The sequence below is a fragment of the Lentzea kristufekii genome, from assembly GCF_033949925.1.
Taxonomy (GTDB): domain Bacteria; phylum Actinomycetota; class Actinomycetes; order Mycobacteriales; family Pseudonocardiaceae; genus Lentzea; species Lentzea kristufekii.
In genome coordinates this window covers 19,229-36,087 of the sequence record NZ_JAXAVV010000018.1, presented here as the reverse complement: position 1 = coordinate 36,087, position 16,859 = coordinate 19,229, and the positions used below count along the sequence as shown (strand labels likewise).

Below are 16,859 nucleotides of genomic sequence, written 5' to 3'. Positions count from 1 at the left end.
AGCGCTCCTGCTCGTCCGGTATCCGCCGATCTTCGGATCTATGATGCCCATCGTGTGGAACGGGGCGGAGTACCAGCGCAGGTTCGACTCGCTCGCCGAGTCGGGGATGGACGTGCACGGAGAGGCGACCTTCGTGCGTGCGTTCGAGCCGGCCTCCGTCCTGGACGCCGGGTGCGGCACCGGACGGGTCGGAATCGAGCTGGCCAGGCACGGAATCGAGGTGGTGGGCGCGGACGTCGACGCCTCGATGCTGGCCCACGCGCGCAAGCAGGCGCCGGACATCCCGTGGGTGCTGTCCGACCTGGCCGAACTCGACCTGGGCCGGACGTTCGACGTGGTCGTCATGGCGGGCAACGTGCCGCTGTTCACCCCTCCCGGCACGCAGGCGGCACTCGTCGCGGGTGTGGCCAGGCACGTGGGGAACGTGCTGATCGCCGGTTTCAGCCTGGACCGCGGTTACACCGCCGACGACTACGACGAGCACTGCGAACAAGCCGGGCTCACGCTGGTCGAACGGTTCGCCACGTGGGACCGGAAACCCTTCGAGGGCGGCGACTACGCGGTGACCGTGAGCCGTCTCAACAGGCCCTGACCCTGGCCCGGCTCCTCCGGACGCGGTAGATCTGGTTGATCTACCGGCAGGGGGAGCACATTGCGTTTAGCAGCAGCGATCGCCGCCACCGCACTGGTGGTGAGCGGTCAGACCGCCGTGGCGGCGGCACCGGCACCGGTCCAGCCGGATCCGTTGCTGGCCTTCGTGGAGGACCCGGGCAGGATCGACCTGGCCGCGGTGGCGAGGGCGCGCGACGCCAGGAGCCGGGCACGCGTCCTCTCCTCGACGGTGCCGGACTACGTCCACGCGGAACGTGAGCCAGCCTCGGCGCGGGGCCGCAACGACAGCTGGTGGGCCGCCGAGTCCACGGACTTCCGCCGCCACCGCGGCGCGGTGTTCACGGGCTCGCTGCTCGCGGACCCGACCATGCCGGTCGTCCCCGAGGCCGCCGAGCCGAACGACTCTGCGGCGACGGCGAGCGGCACGGGTGTCGGCACCACCCGCCGCGCGATCCGCACGACCGGCACGATCACCGGCGGGGACCAGGACTTCTACCGGCTGCGCGGCGCCGGGCTCACGTCCGTCGCGACGCTCACGCCCGGCAGCGACCTCGACACCGTGCTGACGGTGTTCGACGCGGCCGGCGCCGAGATCGCGTCCAACGACAACGTCGGCCCGAGCATCGACGCGACTCTGTCGGTGGAACTCACCGCCGGCGCCGACCACTTCGTGCGCGTCACGGGCGGCCCGAACAGCTCTGGCACCTACGAGCTGACTCTCGGCACCGGAGAAGGCAAGGGAGACAAGGACTTCTTCGCCATCGACCTGAAGGCGGGCGATGTCGTCGGCGCGTCGGTCACGGGGTCCGCGCGCAAGGTCGTCGTGCACGACACCAGGGGCCGTGAGGTCCAAGGCTCCCGGCAGGACTTCTCGGTCGTCTACCCGGCGACGAGCCCGCTTCCCGGTGGTGGCAACGCGGTGACGGACTACATCGCGCCACGGGACGGCCGTTACCACGTCGGCGTCGAGGACGGCGCCGGCCGCTACGACCTGACGGTGAAGGCGTTCCGGCCCGGCAGTGAGAAGGCGGGCCTGCAGACGGTGTTCGTGGACTTCGACGGCGCTCTCGTCGACACCTCGCCGTGGGGTGTGCCGGGCACCAGGTCGTTGTCCCCGATGGTGCACTTCCTGGCCGCGTGGGGCCTGAGCGCGTCCGACGAGAACGCCGTGATCTCCGCGGCGGTGAACACGATCCGGGAGAACCTGGCGCTGCGGGGCGACTTCGGCGTCCGGCTGCTCGACAGCCGCCACCACGCAGACCCGTGGGGGCAGAAGAACGTGAGCCGCCTGGTGATCGGCGGCACCGTCGCCGAGTCCGGTGTGGACACCGTGGCCATCGCGCAGAGCATCGACCCCGGCAACTTCGGCCACGAGGAGACCGCGCTGGTGCAGCTCGACCGGCTGAGCCTGCCCGCGGGACCGCCCATCTCGCTCAACACCTACGTCAAGCCGGAGAGCGACAAGATCCTGTTCGTCGGTCGCGCGCTGGGCAACATCGCGGCGCACGAGCTGGGGCACATCTCCGGTTCGTGGCACCAGGACCAGTTCAACGAGCACGACACGCTGATGGACCAGGGCGGCAACCCGACGGCGATGTTCGCGGTCGGTGCCGACGCCGCCGGCGGCACAGCCGACGACACCGACATGGACTTCGGCGAGGACGTGTTCGTGCCGAACGAGGGTTTCACCGGCATCGAGGACGCGGCCACGCGCACGAAATGGGGGTACAGCAGGGGTTAGCGGTACGCCTGGACCGCCGCCTGGACGAAGTCGCGGGTGAGCGGGTCGTCCTCGATCCACGCGATCACGACGGGGCTGGGTGCCATGTCGGCCAGCGGCACCACGACGAGCTCGCCCAGGTCGTGGCCGAGCGGCGCCAGGCCCACGGAACCGTTCCACAGCACGGACTGCACGCACTCCTGGACCGCGCGGACGGTCGGGCCGGTGCGCGGTTCCCCGCCGTTCCAGTAGTTCCGCCAGATCTCGTCGGTCCCGTCCGGGAACTGGAACCAGTCGCGACCGGCGAGGTCCGCCGTGGTGATCCGCTCCCGCGCCGCGAGCGGATCGTCGCGCCGCAGCACCGCGCCGACCGGGTCCTGGTGCAGCACAAGGGTTTTCAGGCCGCTCTCGTCGAACGGGCCGCGGGTCAGGGCGACGTCGACCTGACCGGTGCGCAGGCCGCAGGTCGGGTCGGTCAGGTCGGTCTCGCGGACGCGGATCTCGACGTGCGGGTGCCTGCGCCGGAACGCCTCGGCCACGCCGGTCCCGTGGCCGCCGAGCATGCCGACGGTGATCGTCGTCCTGGCGAGCTTGGCGCGGATGCGGTCGGCGTGGCCGAGCAGGGCCCTCGCCTCGGCGAGCAGGACGTGGCCTGCGGCGGTCAGCGTGACGCCGGCGGGGGAGCGGCGCAGCAGCGTCGCGCCGAGGTCGGTCTCCAGGTGCTTGATCGCCCGGCTCAGCGGCGGCTGGCTCAGGTGAAGGCGCCGCGCGGCGCGCCCGAAGTGCAGCTCCTCGGCGACCGCGACGAAGTACCGCAGGGTCCGCAGCTCCATGAACAGGCACGATACTCGCGCGGTATCGGGACTGCGCAGATGGTCTTGGACGGCCCCGGCCGGCGCGGGTGAAGTGGAGGCATGAACCTTCCTGACCCGGTCGTCGACATCTCCGGCGCCACCGAGGTGGCCGGCGGCGTGCTCGTGATCCCCAACGAGCACATCGCCCTGGTGCCCAACATCGGGATCATCGGCGGCACCGAGGCGGTTCTCGTGGTGGACACGGGACTCGGTCTCGCCAACGCGTCACACGTGCGGCACTTCGCCGAAGAGGTGGCACGCGGCCGGCGGATCCACCTGACGACGACGCACTTCCACCCCGAGCACGCGTTCGGCGCGTCCGTGTTCGACGACTCCTACCTGGTGAACCGGGCGCAGGCGGATGACCTGCGGCGCAAGGGATCGGGCTACCTGGAGACGTTCCGCGGGTTCGGCGGCACGATCGCCGAACGGCTGGCGGACGCCGAGATCCCGGTGCCGGACGAGGTGTACGACGGCGTCCGCGCACTCGACCTCGGCGGCCGCACGGTGCTGCTGAGGCCGACCGGGCGCGGGCACACGCTGGGGGACCAGGTGGTCGAGGTGCCCGACGCCGGCGTGCTGTTCACCGGCGACCTGGCCGAGACCGGGCAGTTCGCGATCTTCCCGTGGTTCCCTCCGCACGACACCGACGTCTCCGGGCTGGCGTGGATCGACGTGCTGGACCGGTTGATCGCCGGCGAGCCCCGCGTCGTCGTGCCGGGACATGGGTCGGTGGGCGATGTCGCGGTGCTGCAAGGGGTTCGGGACTACCTGGGGGAGTTGCGGGACGAGACGTGGCGGCGGCGCGACTCCGCGGCGGGACTCGACGAGATCGTGGCCGAGGTGACGGCGGTGCTGGTCGAGCGGCATCCGGAGTGGGCGGGCCGGGAGTGGATCGAACCCGGGGTGGGCTGCCTCTGCGCTGAGTAGCGTCGGCCTGGTGAGACTGCTCGAGTGCGGCCGTCGCCGGTTCGTCCCGTGCGTGCGAACACGTGCTGGTGGAGGAGTCGCCGGACTTCTACCGCGTCCTGACGGGCTCTGGCGTGCGGTACGACGTGGTGTGCGGGGAGTGCGTCGGGAGGCCGCTGCTCACCGTCTGCGAGGGGTGCGCGGAGAGGGCGGAGGACTGGGGCGAAAGCCTCGGCTGGGGAGGAACTCCCGAGATCCGGCACGAGGACCGCTTCGTGGCGGGAACCGTGCGAGCGGAGTCCTGGGACGTCCGGCCTCTCAACGAGCGCTGCCTGGCACCGTTGCCGCACGGCTGGCTCGCGCTGACCGAGTCGGGCCTGGTGGATCAGGCCGGGTTCGTCCGCGCGGTGGAACTGGAGGTCGACCAGGTCGAACCCGCACCAGCGCCGGAAGCCCGTGCTCGCACTCCACACGTCGGTGGACGGCCGCTATGCCGCCGTGTGCGTGGACCACGGGTCTCGGGCCGTTGTCGTCGACCTGGGAATTAAGACCGTGGTGCTGGAGGTCGACCGCGGCACCTATCACTCCGAGCAGACGCCGTATCCGCTCGCGTTCCTGCCGGGAGACCGGGTGGTCGCGGCAACGGCGTGGAGCGTGCTCGACGTCTTCGCCCTGCCCTCCGGTGAGCGGGTGACGGAACGGGAGGCGAAGGGGACGGGGGCCTTCCACGGACGCCTCAACGACGGTGTGCTCGATAGCTTCAGTGTTGACTAAACAAAGTCCTCGCCGAGGTGCTCGCGGATGACCTTCTTCGGCACGCACATGGTCCAAGCCCCGATGACCAGCTCGGTCATCTCCTCGACGTCGAGCTCGGCCATCGAGGCGTGCACCCACTGGAAGCGCATGTCGGACTGACCGGGGAACGCGAACTTGACCGGGTCGCTCGCGACGAGCGCTTGCCGTTCCTCTCGCGGGTAGCCGAAGCCCAGCACGGTCTCGTCGCGGGAGAGGGCTGCGTAGACGATCTGGCCCACCCGGAACTTCACGCGGTCGCGGATGAGGTGTTCGGTGGTGCGCGGCAGCGTGAGTGCCACGGTGCGGATGTCGGCGACGGTCACCATTGGTCCATCTTGTCGCACACGTTGCGTCAACGGAGTCACTTCAGGCAAATTCGGCAAAACAGCTTGAATCGGACAATGGTGATCAAGAACGTTCTCGTTCTTCAATTCTTGCGCCGGGGCAATGCCGTCTCAATTCGAATTTGCGTCCTCAACGAGCTTGCTGTGAGAGTCCTTGTTGCAAGTGAGTTGCGGCATTCTGAACTGCATGTTCGCACGTCGCGAGGCTGAAGCAGTTCAGTATTGTCACGATGGGATGACTGGGAATATTTCCGGCTGATGAGAGCGCGACCACAGTCTCTTCCCTATTTCACTCGATCGGGTGAAAAGTAGCGCCATGAACATCAAGCGATCCCTTCCGGCGCTTCTTCCACTCGTGCTCACCGCGACCTTCTTCGCGAGCGGCGCGGCCGAGTCGGCGACGCCGAAGCAAAGCCCCGTGAACGTCACGGCCAACGCGATCCGGTTCGACCTGCACGCGCCGAAGCTCGACGTGTCCTACGGGCACTCCGCACTGGAGTTGAAGTACATCCGCAAGGACGTGGACCGGGCCGACGGCTGCACGGTCCGCGACCACGAGGAGACCGAAGAGGCCGAGGTCGAGCCCGGAGCAGGCCACGTCACGGTGGCGGGCACCAGATACGACCTGGTCCAGTTCCACTTCCACACGCCGTCCGAGCACCAGTTCGGCGGCCGCAACACCCCGCTCGAGATGCACCTCGTGCACCGCAGTGCCGCGGGCAAGCTGCTGGTGGTCGGCGTTCCGCTGGTCGTCGGCTCGCACTCCGTGGTGGACGACGTGCTGGCGAAGCTCTCGCCCGAGTGCGGTGCGCCGGTCGACATCGAGCCCATCGACCTCAACCGGTTGCTGCCCGCGGGTCACCACACGCTGCACTACACCGGCTCGCTCACCACGGCGCCGTTCACCGAGGGCGTCGAGTGGTACCTGACCGGCGAGCAGCACGTGTCGGCCGCGACCATCGCGCGGTTCGAGGGTCTGTTCACCGCGGGCAACGCCCGTGCGACGCAGCCGCTCAACGGCCGCACGTTCGTGGACGTCCCGCGCATCTGAGGTAGCTGACAGGAGAGAGGCCGGTCCTGCGGGGCCGGCCTCTTGCGCGTGACGCGCTTCACCGATTCAGGAGTCGCAAGCAATTGCCCGCGTGTGCAACTATTGCCAACGCGGACAACCTACGACTTCAAGGACTGTGTGACATGCCTGTCGCTCTGCTCGCCCTCGCGATCAGCGCCTTCGCCATCGGCACGACCGAGTTCGTGATCATGGGACTGCTTCCCGAGGTGGCTGCTGACCTCGGCGTCTCCATTCCGGGCGCGGGGCTGCTGATCTCCGGCTACGCGCTCGGCGTCGTGATCGGCGCGCCGTTGCTGACCGTTCTCGGCGGGCGCCTGCCGCGCAAGAAGATGCTGCTCGGGCTGATGGTGCTGTTCATCGCGGGCAACCTGGTCTCCGCGCTCGCGGACACCTACGGCGTGCTGATGAGCGGTCGTGTGGTCGCGGCACTGGCGCACGGCGCGTTCTTCGGCGTCGGCTCGGTCGTCGCCGCTGACCTCGTCGCGCCGCAACGCCGGGCGAGCGCCATCGCGTTGATGTTCACCGGTCTGACCGTGGCGAACGTCCTGGGCGTGCCGATGGGCACGGCGCTAGGCCAGGAACTCGGCTGGCGTTCGACGTTCTGGGCGGTGACCATGCTCGGCGTGATCGGGCTGCTCGGCATCGTGTTCCTCGTGCCGCGTCAGGAAGCGCAGGGCGGGGACCTGCGCAGCGAACTCGCCGTGTTCCGCAACCCGCAGGTGTGGCTCGCACTGCTGATGACAGCGTTCGGCTTCGCGGGTGTCTTCGCGTCGTTCACCTACATCGCGCCGATGATGACCGAGGTCGCGGGCTTCTCGTCGGGTGCCGTGACGTGGCTGCTGGTGCTGTTCGGCGTCGGCCTGTTCGCGGGCAACCTGCTGGGCGGCAAGGCGGCAGACCGGTCGGTCATGAAGAGCGTGATCGTCATCCTGATCTCGCTGGCCGCCGTGCTGACGGCGTTCGTGTTCACCGCGCACTCGCCGGTGCCGGCCGCGATCACCATCGTGCTGTTCGGCGCGGCCGGGTTCGCGACGGTGCCGCCGCTGCAGATGCGGGTCATGCAGACCGCGGAAGGTGCGCCGGCGCTGGCGTCGGCGGCGAACATCGCGGCGTTCAACCTGGGCAACGCCGGTGGCGCGTGGCTGGGCGGGCTCGCGATCGGGCACGGCCTCGGTTACACCGCGCCGAACTGGATCGGAGCCCTGCTCGCGGTCGGTGGCCTGGTGATCGCCGTGGTGTCCGTCGTGCTCGAACGGCGTGTGAGCAGCGGCACCGCCGCGGAGTCTTCTGAAGCGCGTCAGAAAGACCGTAAAATCGTTCCAGTAGCTAACTAGTCTCTGCTGCTGACACCCATTGGGGAAAGCTTTGAACACCACCCGCGCCATGACCGCTCTCGCGCTCGGCGGGTTCGGCATCGGTACGACCGAGTTCGCGACGATGGGCCTGCTGCCGCAGATCGCGGAGACGTTCGGCATCCCCGACTACGAGGCAGGTCACGCGATCAGCCTCTACGCCGCCGGTGTCGTCGTCGGTGCGCCGTTGATCGCGGTGCTCGGGGTCAAGCTCCCGCGCAAGGGCATGCTGATCGGTCTCATGCTCGCGGTCGCGCTGGGCAACGGGTTGTCGGCTGCCGCGCAGGACAAGACGCTGCTGCTCATCGCGCGGTTCGTCGCCGGACTGCCGCACGGCGCGTTCTTCGGCATCGCGGCCGTTGTCGCCGCCACGCTCGTCGCTCCAGAACGGCGCGGCACGGCCGTTGCACGCGTGATGGTCGGTCTGACCGTGGCGAACCTCGTGGGCGTGCCGCTGGCGACAGCAGCGGGGCAGCAGATCGGCTGGCGCACGGCGTACCTCGCGGTCGCGGTGATCGCGCTCGTCACGGCGGGGGCCATCGCGGCCTGGGTGCCGCTGGTGCCCAAGGCCGAGGGCGCGTCGATGAAGGGCGAGGTCCGAGCGTTCGGCCGCCCGACGGTGTGGTTCGCGATCTTCACCGGCATGATCGGCTTCGGCGGCATGTTCGCCGTCTACTCCTACGTCGCCCCGCTGACGACCGAGGTCGCCGGGCTGCCCGCCGGTGTCGTGCCGTGGATCCTCGCGGTGTTCGGGCTCGGCATGACGCTCGGCGCGACGTTCGGTGGCCGGTTCGTGGACCGCTCGCCGGCGGGCTCGGTGTTCGGCGGGCTGATCGCGGTCTGCGTGATCCTGGTGCTCTTCGGGCTCACCGCGACCATCCCGGTCTTCCTGTTCCTCTTCCTGTTCCTGCTGGGCTTCACCATCCAGATCCTCGCGGCCGCCCTGCAGATCAGGCTGATGGACGCCTCGCCGGACGCGCCGTCGCTCGCGGCCTCGTCCAACCACTCGTCGCTCAACGTCGCGAACGGCGCGGGCGCGTGGCTGGGCGGCCTGGCCATCGCGGCCGGCTGGGGCTACACCTCGACGGCGTGGGTCGGCGTGGCGCTGTCCGTGGCCGGTCTCGCGATCGCGGTGGCGTCGGTGCTCTACGAACGGCGCTCCTTGACGCGGGAGACCACGAACCAGACGAGGGCGATGGCCAGCGCGGCCAGCACCACCGTCGACACCCACCCCAGGTAGCGGTCGACCAGCTCGTAGTTGTCGCCGAGCGCGTAGCCGGCGAGGATCAGCGCGGTGTTCCACACGAGGCTGCCCGCCGCCGTGTAGAGGGTGAACTTGAGGACGGGCATCCCGGACACGCCCGCCGGGACGGAGATCAGGCTCCGCACGACCGGCACCATCCGCCCGATGAACACGGCCTTGTTGCCGTGCTTGTCGAACCACTCGTCGGCCTTGTCCACATCGGACGCGGTGACGAACGGGATCTTGTCCGCGACCTTGCGCAGCCGGTCGACCCCGAGCCACGCGCCCAAGCCGTACAGGACCAGAGCGCCCACGACCGACCCCGCCGTAGTCCACAGGATGGCGGCGATCAGCGAGATCTTGCCCTGGCCGGCGGTGAACCCCGCCAGCGGCAGGATCACCTCGCTCGGCACCGGCGGGAACACGTTCTCCAGCGCGACCGCGATGCCCGCGCCGGGCGAGCCCAGCGCCTCCATCAGCCGAGTGATCCACTCCATGGTCGTCGAAATACCCGTTTTGACCAAGATCTCAACCTCCGGGACCCAAGTGCTCGCCGAGCGGGCCGAGTGGTCGGCGTGCCGCATCGAGGTCTACCGTTGACTGCCTTCTCTTCTGGAGGTTCACGGTGCGAGGCGCGATCGCGGCGGGCCACCCGCTCACCGCACAGGCGGGCGCGGTGATGCTGCGCGCCGGTGGGAACGCCGTGGACGCGGCGATCGCCGCGATGCTGACCTCCTGCGTCACCGAGCCGCTGCTGACCGGGCTCGGCTCCGCCGGGTACATGATGATCGCGCCGGCCGGGGAAACCCCTGTGCTGCTGGACTTCTCGGCCGTCGCACCGGGACGCGGGACGTCGGGCGACCGCGCTCCGCTGACCCCCATCACCGTCCACTTCGGTGACGCGGAACAGGAATTCCACGTGGGACCGTCCTCGGTCGCCGCGTACGGGATGCCCGCCGGAGCCGCCAAAGCCGCCGCCTACGGCCGTGCGCCGTTGCACGAACTCGTGGCCACGGCGGCGATGCACGCCCGTGAAGGCCACCGGGTCAACCGGTACCAGGCGTACGTCACGTCGCTGCTGATGCCGCTCGCCCACAGCGCGGGCCTCACCGCGTTCGAAGAGGGTGAACTCCTCGTGCAGCCCGAACTCGCCGAGGCCCTCGACCGGCTGGGCAGCGATGGCGCGGCGCCGTTCTACACCGGCGACATCGCGGGTGCGATCACCGGCTGGATCAGGTCGAGGGGCGGCGACCTCAGCCGCCAGGACCTGGAAGCCTACGAAGCCGTGCGCCGCGAGCCGTTGCACGTGCGGCATCGCGGCCGTGACGTCCACACGAACCCACCACCCGCCGCGGGGGGTGCGTTGCTCACGCAGATGCTGGAAACGTTGCCGGACAACCCGTCGCAGCAGGACCTGATCCGCGCGCTCGCCACCCCCAAGACGCACCTGAACCGCCTCGGCTCGACCACGCACATCTCCGTGCTCGACGCGGACGGCACGGCGTGCAGCGTCACCACGACGAACGGCGCGGGTTCCGGGATCTCGATCGCCGGTGTGCACCTGAACAACATGATGGGGGAGGAGGACCTGTCGCCGGACGGGTTCTTCAGCCACGCGCCCGGCGACCGGCTGCCGTCGATGATGGCGCCGACCGTGGTGACGAGGCACGGCCAGGCCGAACTCGTGCTCGGCAGCGCCGGGTCCAGCCGGATCTGCGGCGCGATCCTGCAGGTGCTCGTGAACGTGCTCGAGCGCGGCATGCCCGCCCAGGACGCGGTCGACGCGCCGCGCATGCACCTGAGCGGAGACCACCTCCACGTCGAACCGGGAATTCGACCGGAAAGCGAACTCCCGGTCACTCGATTCCGCGCGCCGAGCATGTTCTTCGGGGGCTGCCAGGTGGTCGAAATGACCGAATCCGGCCTGCTCAGAGGTGGTGCAGATCACCGTCGCGACGGTGCGATCGTAGTGGTGTGAGAGATTGCCCGCATCATGGGATAATTCGTTTCCTGATTGACCGCTCAAAGCGCACGATCAACGGGTGACGGCTCTCAGCGAGAGAACATCCTCGCCGCTCCTGTCCCGTACGTTCCTCCAACTCTCCGGCATCAGCGTCGTGTGCGGCGTGTCGATGGCGTTCGCGTTGCCGTTCGGCTCGCTGTTCCTCACGAGCGAGATCAAGGTCACGCCGTTCCAGCTCGGCTTCTTCCTGATCGTGAGTCCGGTCGCGCAGGTCGTGGCGAGCACGATCATGGGCAGGCTCTCGGACGGCCGGGTGCAGCGCCGGTACCTGCTCGCCGCGGGCGGTGTCGCCGGGGCGGTCGGCTACGGCCTGTTCGCCGTGCTGCGCGACTACTGGTTCCTGCTCGGCACCTCCGTGGTGTTCATCGCGATCACGGGCGCCTTGCTGCCGCAGCTCTTCGCGTACGGCCGGCAGGTCTCCCAGGGACCGTCGATGGTCGTCAGCGTGCTGCGGACGTTGCTCTCGGTCGCGTGGGTCGCCGGACCGCCGGTGGCCGCGCTGCTCGTCGCGAAGACCGGGTGGGTCGGTCTGTTCGCCTCCACCGCCTTGCTGCAACTCGGCGTCGCGGTCCTCGCCCTCACGCTCCCGGTGCCACCCGCGCGTGCGGAAGAGGAGAAGGCCGAGGAAGCCGCCGGCTCCGCGGGCGGCACCATGGTGGTCGTTTCGGCCGCTTTCCTGTTCCTGCAAGGGGCCGTGGGCCTCGCGGTGAGCGGCCTGCCGTTGTTCATCACGACCGAACTGCACGGTACGGCCGGGGACGCCGGGCTCGCGATGGGCCTCTGCGCGGCGCTGGAGATCCCGATGATGCTGTGGTTCGGCTCGCTGGCGAACCGGATGTCGCAGCACAGGCTCGTGCTCATCGGCGCGGCGATCTCGTTGAGCTACCACGGGTTGATGGTGTTCACCGACTCCATCTGGCAGGTGATGGCCGCGCAGCTGCTGCACGCCGCCGCCATCTCGTTGATCATGGGCGTCGGCATCACGTACTTCCAGAGCCTCGACCCCGGCCGCCCGGGCCACGCCACGACGATGTTCAGCAACACCCAGATCGTCGGCGGCATGGTCGCGGGCGCGTTGCTCGGTGTCTCCCAGCAGCTGGGGTTCCGCTGGGTCTACGGCTTCAGCCTGGCGATGTGCGTCGTCGGTCTCGCGCTCCTGCTGGTCGCGGGCTCACTGGATCGTCGAGGCGGTGACCTTCGGCTTGCCGCCCACGCCTAGGTAGAAGATCCCCTTGACGGTCTCGAAGCCGAGGCTCGGGTTGCGGCGCAGCGTGGAGCCCTCGACCGACATCGAGCCCGAGTTGTCGTTGCTGACGAAGAACACCGCGCCACCACCCTCGTTGGCCTGGTTGTCCTCGATCAGCGAACCCGCGACGCGCAGCGTGAACGTGTTGCCGTCGTTGTAGATCGCGCCACCGCTGCCGCCACCCGGCGTGCCACCGCGGGCCGGGTTGGCGCCGCGGCCGATGGCCTTGTTGTTCCTCATCAGGCTGTTGAGCACGACCCACGACGCGCCGATGCTGCTCAGCGCGCCACCGTTGGAGCACACACCGCCCTCGAACGTGCTGCCGGTGACGTAGACCGGCACCTTCTCGGCCCAGTCGGTCACGCGGATCGCGGCACCGCCGAGGTCGGGGCCGTTGGCGTCGCACCTGTTGTTCGCGAAGCGGGAGTTCACGACCTTGAGCTGACCGCCGCGCACCATGATCGCGCCGCCGCCCCCGCCGTCGGCCGTGTCACCGGTCGAGTTGCCGTCGGCGAGGGTGATGTTCTGGACGACGAGCCTCGGCGCGTTGTGGTCGAGCACCCGGCGCTGGCCCTGGCCGCTCAACGTGATGCGGCCACCGCCGTCGAGAACGGTCTTCGCGCGGACCTTCGCGGTCGCGGCCAGCGGGATGGTGAGCGGCTGCGGCCCGCAGCTGAAGGTGACGACCCCTCCGGCGGCGACGGCGTCGACCACGGCCTGCGACGTGCAGCTCGCAGGCGTGCCGGTGCCGATCACGCGAGTGGGCCTCGAGGTGTCCTCGGCGGCTGCCTCCGGTGGCACGGCGGTGGTGCCGTTCGGGTTGCCGAACTTCGCGACAGGAGGAGGCGGGGGCGGAGGAGCAGGCGGGGGGACGGCGCTGCTGCTGCTCGGCGCGGGAGTCGTCGTCACGACGGTGACGGTCTGGGACGCCGATGTCTGAGGTATCTGAGGTCCGGCGACGGGGGTACCGGGGATCGCCGTGCCGCAACCCGCCACGAGGGCGGCAAGCAGCACGACGGCCTGTCTACCTGAAGGCATGGCGGGCACCCTAGGCGGGCCGGGAAGGGCTTGGCTACTGCCGCGCTCACGCGAAGATCGGGACGCCGGAACCCGTCCTGCCGACGACGCCGATGCCGTCAGATCTTGCGATCGATCGACTTCGTGTCCGGAACATGACGGCTCTGGACCGGTTCTGTTACCCCGAATCACGGCGAGATCAAGGCGTTCTACAGGTGTTTTCGTTCTGTGACACGGGAACCGGGACAAGATCCGGTTTTTCGGGGCCGGCGCGGCCGGTGTGCGCAGGTGCGCACCGGTGCTTAGCTTGACTCACGAGTCAGGAATCAGGGTCTGCTCCGCCGGTCGCCGTCACGTTACGTAGACGAAACGGCCCAGTCGCCTGCACGGCGTGCGGTCCATTGAGTTCAAACAACCCGTTCGTGAAAGAACCACGCGTTCGAGTGGCCCTGTGTCCCTGGCACACTGCGCTCCGTGCCGACCCAGTTCCCCGAAGAACCGACCGAGCGCCATCTGGCGCCCGACCCAGCGCTGATGGAGGCCGCCCGCGCCAGGGGTGCCGCCCGCTGGGCCTCGGCCGGTGACCTCCCGGAGCAGGAGGAGAAGCCGCCGGCCGGCCCGTTCAAGCCCCGCACCGCCGCGATCGTCGCCATCACCGCGCTCCTCGTCCTCGGCGGGATCGCCCTCGTGACGTTCGACGGTAGCTCCGGCAGCGGCGGCACGGACGTCGCGCAGCCCTCGCACAGCTACATCCCCGGCCTGATCACCCCGCCGGAGGAGCTGCCGGCGGAGTCGACGTCGGCGAACAGCCTGGACCCGTCGCTCGCCTCGTCCGCCCTGGGACTGGTGCCGACGACGACGCAGAACGCCGTCGCGCCGCCTGCCGGTGACACCGGCAGGGCTCCTAGCGGCGCCAAGTCCTTCACGACCGGTCCCGGCTGCGGCGGCTACACCAACGTCGGGTTGTACCGCGACGGCCGCAAGGGCTGGGTCGACCACGGCGACGGCAAGTGCGGCTCGACGTTCGTGTCGATCCCGATGTCCGGCGACGCGCGCCGCGACGACAACTCGGCCTACGGCATGTGGACGTTCGCGGCGACCGGCACGTGTGACGTCTCCGTGCACATCCCGAACGGCGGTCTGCAGGAGGTCGGGGGTAACCCGACCGTGTACTACGTGTTCGACCGCAACGGCGTCGGCGGCACCCCGATGGCGTCGTTCGCGATCAAGCAGGTCGACAAGCGCGGGCAGTGGGTCGGCGTCGGGAAGTTCAAGGCCAGCGGAAACCTGACCGTGCAGCTCGTCACCCGAGGTCAGGACTGGAACAGCTCCGGACCGACCTACGCCCATCACGCCGCGAGTGCCGTCAAGGCAGACTGCACGGCGTGACAAGAGATCTGCACCTGGTCCGGCACGGCGAGGCGACGAAGGACGAGTCCCGGCTGACGGCGCGTGGCCGCAAGCAGGCCGAGGCCCTGGCGGAACGGTTGCGGGGCACGGGTTTCGCGGCCGTGCACCACGGCCCGTCGCCTCGTGCCGCCGAGACCGCGTCGATCATCGCCGGCGTGCTGCGCGTGCCCTGCCGCGCCGAGGCGGCGGCGGACGACTACGTGCCGCACTTCGTCCCCGACCACGACGAGTTCTTCGACCGGTTCCCGGAGTCGGAACGCACCCGCGGGCCCGCGCTGGCCCACGAGGCCGAGACGCGGTTCGCCCGGCCCGGCGACGGCCCGGTGCTGGTCGTGACGCACTCGTTCCTGATCGGCTGGCTCGTGCGGGATGCGCTGGACGCCCCGCCCGAGCGGTGGCTGACGCTGAACCACGACCACGCGGCGCTCACGGTCATCCGCTACACGACCGGCGAGTCACCCCGTTTGGTCAGGTTCAACGACAGCGGACATCTCAACTCGCTTTGAGCGTCAGCAAGGTGATCTCGCTGGGCGCGAAGACGCGCATCGGCGGGCCCCAGAAGCCGGCGCCGCGGCTGGTGTAGAGCTGGGTGCGGTCGCCGTGCCTGCTCAGACCGGCGACCACCGGCTGCTGCAGCCGCACCAGGTAGTGGAACGGCCAGATCTGCCCGCCGTGCGTGTGCCCGGACAGCTGCAGGTCCACCCCGGCGTCGACGGCCTTCCTGATCTCGGACGGCTGGTGCGCGAGCAGCACGACCGGCGCGCTGGAGTCGGCGCCGCGCAACGCGAGCGCGAGGTCGGCGGCGTGGCCCGGCTCGCCCGAGTGGCTGGCCGTCACGTCGTCGACGCCCGCGAACACCAGCTTGGCACCGCCGCGCTCCAGGGCCACGTGCTCGTTGCGCAACGCCTTCCAGCCCAGCCGGGTCATCAGGTCGATCCAGCCCTGCGCGTTCGAGTAGTACTCGTGGTTGCCGGTGATGTAGAAGCGGTGCTCGGTGTTCACGTCGCCGAGCGGGGTGGCCTGCTCCAGGCGCTGCTCGGCGGTGCCGTCCGCGATGTCACCGACGTGCACGGCGATGTCGGCGCCGAGCTCGTTGACCGCGTCGACCATGCCCCTCGACCACTTCGCGCGGTTGATGGCGCCGTAGTGCGTGTCGGTGATGACCGCGACGGTCAAGCCGTCGAACGCGGGGTCGAGCCGGGGAATCGTCACGTCTTGCCGCTTGATGCGTGGCACGCGCATCGCCTCGTACACCCCGTAGACCGTCACGGTGACGATGAGGACGGCGAGCAGCACTGCGATGAAGCGGGAGCGGAACGGGTTCTCGACGCCGCCGAGCGCGAGTCCGAGCCGCACGACGTCGGAGATCAGCGTCCACACGAACGCGATCCACACGAAACCCAGCAGGAACTGGGAGATCCGCGCGGCGCGGTCGCTGCCGCGCTGGGTGAACAGCGCGATCATCGTGATGGCGGCCGCGACGAACACGACGGCGGCGATCGGCCGGACCGGGTCCGGCCACTCCGCGCTCGCCGCGAACAGGCCCTCGAACGGCACCCAGAACAGCAGCGTCGTCACGGAGAAGAGGACGAGCGTGAAGACCACCCGCCGAACCGTGATGCGGGGCCGGGTAGCGGTGGTCGTCATGCGTGCATCCTCCTGGGCCGGACGGTCTCAACCCATCTCAACGCACAGCCCGGCCAGTTTGTTCGCTTCGTCCGCGATAGACGTCCATCACAGGCGTTTTCGCAGCTGAGGAGCAACCGTGAGAGCGTTGGAGAGTCCTCTAATCAACGCCAGAACAACCGCCTGACCCGACGACCTGGAGTGGGCCACATGATCTTCTACACCGACGAGGAGAGCCGCACGCTGCGCACCGCCGTGTACGGCGCCATGCTGCTGGTTTCCCACGCCGACCCCGGCCCCGTGCTGGAGGAACGCTTCGCCGGCCTGCGCGCGCTCGCGCACCTGTCGCCCGACCTGCGCGTCGTCCTGGGCAGCGCCCGCCCGTCCGTGCCCGCCGGCACCGACGAGGAGATCGAGCCCGTCATCCTGGAGGCGCTGCGCTCCTCGATGAAGACCCTCACGGCCAAGTCGCCGGAGGACGCCAAGGACTTCCCGCGCGTTGTGCTGGCGATCTGCCGCGAGGTCGCCGAGGCCGACGGTGTCGTCGTCGAGGCCGAGGACGCGATGGTGGCCCGCATCGAGGGCGCGCTCGCCCTCTAGATCCGTTGGCTGGGACCAGTGTCCCGTGTGGTGGAC

Annotated in this window: 18 protein-coding genes; 13 read left to right on the top strand and 5 right to left on the bottom strand. The window is 69.5% G+C overall.

Translation table 11 applies throughout. From position 1 onward, the window contains the following. Positions 1–43 precede the first annotated feature (43 nt). A complete protein-coding gene (locus SK571_RS31295) occupies positions 44–592 on the top strand; it encodes a class I SAM-dependent DNA methyltransferase (RefSeq protein ID WP_319987833.1) in 549 nt (182 codons plus the stop codon). A 60-nt stretch (positions 593–652) separates the two neighbouring features. Next, on the top strand, positions 653–2,353 hold the full coding sequence (locus tag SK571_RS31290; RefSeq protein WP_319987685.1) for a hypothetical protein: 1,701 nt from the start codon (positions 653–655) through the stop codon (positions 2,351–2,353). Here the strand turns inward: SK571_RS31290 and SK571_RS31285 are convergent. Beyond that, complete coding sequence (locus tag SK571_RS31285) at positions 2,350–3,165, bottom strand: LysR family transcriptional regulator (RefSeq protein WP_319987684.1); 816 nt, start codon at positions 3,163–3,165, stop codon at positions 2,350–2,352. The genes SK571_RS31290 and SK571_RS31285 overlap by 4 nt on opposite strands. Positions 3,166–3,246: 81 nt before the next feature. On the opposite strand from SK571_RS31285, the gene SK571_RS31280 reads away from it, so the two are divergent. The 3 genes from SK571_RS31280 (at position 3,247) to SK571_RS31270 (ending at position 4,869) form a co-directional block, all read left to right on the top strand. Beyond that, positions 3,247–4,116, top strand: coding sequence for an MBL fold metallo-hydrolase (locus SK571_RS31280; RefSeq protein WP_319987683.1), 870 nt, complete (start codon positions 3,247–3,249; stop codon positions 4,114–4,116). Between the two features lie 62 nt (positions 4,117–4,178). Next, positions 4,179–4,643, top strand: coding sequence for a hypothetical protein (locus SK571_RS31275; protein ID WP_319987682.1), 465 nt, complete (start codon positions 4,179–4,181; stop codon positions 4,641–4,643). Between the two features lie 4 nt (positions 4,644–4,647). Continuing rightward, positions 4,648–4,869 carry a hypothetical protein gene (locus tag SK571_RS31270; RefSeq protein WP_319987681.1) on the top strand — a complete coding sequence of 74 codons (222 nt, stop codon included), beginning with the start codon at positions 4,648–4,650 and terminating at the stop codon, positions 4,867–4,869. On the opposite strand, the gene SK571_RS31265 is transcribed toward SK571_RS31270, so the two are convergent. Continuing rightward, positions 4,866–5,216 (bottom strand): MmcQ/YjbR family DNA-binding protein, encoded by a 351-nt coding sequence (locus SK571_RS31265; protein ID WP_319987680.1) that lies wholly within the window; start codon positions 5,214–5,216, stop codon positions 4,866–4,868. The two genes, SK571_RS31270 and SK571_RS31265, sit on opposite strands and share 4 nt — an antisense overlap. 334 nt (positions 5,217–5,550) lie before the next feature. Between SK571_RS31265 and SK571_RS31260 the strand changes: the two genes are divergently transcribed. The 3 genes from SK571_RS31260 to SK571_RS31250 all read left to right on the top strand — a co-directional run bounded on the left by SK571_RS31260 (position 5,551) and on the right by SK571_RS31250 (position 8,898). Beyond that, on the top strand, positions 5,551–6,285 hold the full coding sequence (locus SK571_RS31260) for a carbonic anhydrase family protein (protein ID WP_319987679.1): 735 nt from the start codon (positions 5,551–5,553) through the stop codon (positions 6,283–6,285). A gap of 143 nt (positions 6,286–6,428) precedes the next feature. Continuing rightward, positions 6,429–7,640 carry an MFS transporter gene (locus tag SK571_RS31255; protein WP_319987678.1) on the top strand — a complete coding sequence of 404 codons (1,212 nt, stop codon included), beginning with the start codon at positions 6,429–6,431 and terminating at the stop codon, positions 7,638–7,640. Between the two features lie 49 nt (positions 7,641–7,689). After that, entirely contained in the window at positions 7,690–8,898 is a 1,209-nt protein-coding gene (locus tag SK571_RS31250) for an MFS transporter (protein ID WP_319987677.1), read from the top strand. On the opposite strand, the gene SK571_RS31245 is transcribed toward SK571_RS31250, so the two are convergent. Further along, positions 8,805–9,398 (bottom strand): DedA family protein, encoded by a 594-nt coding sequence (locus SK571_RS31245; protein WP_319987676.1) that lies wholly within the window; start codon positions 9,396–9,398, stop codon positions 8,805–8,807. The two genes, SK571_RS31250 and SK571_RS31245, sit on opposite strands and share 94 nt — an antisense overlap. A 128-nt stretch (positions 9,399–9,526) precedes the next feature. On the opposite strand from SK571_RS31245, the gene SK571_RS31240 reads away from it, so the two are divergent. Continuing rightward, the gene (locus SK571_RS31240; RefSeq protein ID WP_319987675.1) at positions 9,527–10,879 is read left to right on the top strand and encodes a gamma-glutamyltransferase; all 1,353 of its coding nucleotides are present in this window, start codon (positions 9,527–9,529) and stop codon (positions 10,877–10,879) included. Between the two features lie 64 nt (positions 10,880–10,943). Next, the gene (locus SK571_RS31235; RefSeq protein WP_319987674.1) at positions 10,944–12,143 is read left to right on the top strand and encodes a sugar efflux transporter; all 1,200 of its coding nucleotides are present in this window, start codon (positions 10,944–10,946) and stop codon (positions 12,141–12,143) included. On the opposite strand, the gene SK571_RS31230 is transcribed toward SK571_RS31235, so the two are convergent. Beyond that, positions 12,096–13,208, bottom strand: a complete 1,113-nt coding sequence (locus SK571_RS31230; RefSeq protein WP_319987673.1) for a hypothetical protein — start codon at positions 13,206–13,208, stop codon at positions 12,096–12,098. The genes SK571_RS31235 and SK571_RS31230 overlap by 48 nt on opposite strands. 453 nt (positions 13,209–13,661) lie before the next feature. On the opposite strand from SK571_RS31230, the gene SK571_RS31225 reads away from it, so the two are divergent. Together SK571_RS31225 and SK571_RS31220 are read left to right on the top strand one after the other, a co-directional pair. Further along, entirely contained in the window at positions 13,662–14,576 is a 915-nt protein-coding gene (locus SK571_RS31225) for a hypothetical protein (RefSeq protein ID WP_319987672.1), read from the top strand. Next, positions 14,573–15,103 carry a histidine phosphatase family protein gene (locus SK571_RS31220; protein WP_319987671.1) on the top strand — a complete coding sequence of 177 codons (531 nt, stop codon included), beginning with the start codon at positions 14,573–14,575 and terminating at the stop codon, positions 15,101–15,103. Before SK571_RS31225 ends, SK571_RS31220 begins: the two co-directional genes overlap by 4 nt. Here the strand turns inward: SK571_RS31220 and SK571_RS31215 are convergent. Continuing rightward, on the bottom strand, positions 15,090–16,244 hold the full coding sequence (locus SK571_RS31215; RefSeq protein ID WP_319987670.1) for a metallophosphoesterase: 1,155 nt from the start codon (positions 16,242–16,244) through the stop codon (positions 15,090–15,092). The genes SK571_RS31220 and SK571_RS31215 overlap by 14 nt on opposite strands. Positions 16,245–16,433: 189 nt before the next feature. On the opposite strand from SK571_RS31215, the gene SK571_RS31210 reads away from it, so the two are divergent. Beyond that, positions 16,434–16,823 carry a hypothetical protein gene (locus SK571_RS31210; protein ID WP_319987669.1) on the top strand — a complete coding sequence of 130 codons (390 nt, stop codon included), beginning with the start codon at positions 16,434–16,436 and terminating at the stop codon, positions 16,821–16,823. Positions 16,824–16,859 lie beyond the last annotated feature (36 nt).

Excerpts from the sequence above, each read along its gene's own strand:
- SK571_RS31295 (WP_319987833.1), top strand. The coding sequence starts at position 44 with ATGCCCATCGTGTGGAACGGGGCGGAGTACCAGCGCAGGTTCGACTCG.
- SK571_RS31285 (WP_319987684.1), bottom strand. The coding sequence starts at position 3,165 with ATGGAGCTGCGGACCCTGCGGTACTTCGTCGCGGTCGCCGAGGAGCTG.
- SK571_RS31280 (WP_319987683.1), top strand. The coding sequence starts at position 3,247 with ATGAACCTTCCTGACCCGGTCGTCGACATCTCCGGCGCCACCGAGGTG.
- SK571_RS31265 (WP_319987680.1), bottom strand. The coding sequence starts at position 5,216 with ATGGTGACCGTCGCCGACATCCGCACCGTGGCACTCACGCTGCCGCGC.
- SK571_RS31260 (WP_319987679.1), top strand. The coding sequence starts at position 5,551 with ATGAACATCAAGCGATCCCTTCCGGCGCTTCTTCCACTCGTGCTCACC.
- SK571_RS31255 (WP_319987678.1), top strand. The coding sequence starts at position 6,429 with ATGCCTGTCGCTCTGCTCGCCCTCGCGATCAGCGCCTTCGCCATCGGC.
- SK571_RS31250 (WP_319987677.1), top strand. The coding sequence starts at position 7,690 with ATGACCGCTCTCGCGCTCGGCGGGTTCGGCATCGGTACGACCGAGTTC.
- SK571_RS31245 (WP_319987676.1), bottom strand. The coding sequence starts at position 9,398 with ATGGAGTGGATCACTCGGCTGATGGAGGCGCTGGGCTCGCCCGGCGCG.
- SK571_RS31230 (WP_319987673.1), bottom strand. The coding sequence starts at position 13,208 with ATGCCTTCAGGTAGACAGGCCGTCGTGCTGCTTGCCGCCCTCGTGGCG.
- SK571_RS31215 (WP_319987670.1), bottom strand. The coding sequence starts at position 16,244 with ATGACGACCACCGCTACCCGGCCCCGCATCACGGTTCGGCGGGTGGTC.
- SK571_RS31210 (WP_319987669.1), top strand. The coding sequence starts at position 16,434 with ATGATCTTCTACACCGACGAGGAGAGCCGCACGCTGCGCACCGCCGTG.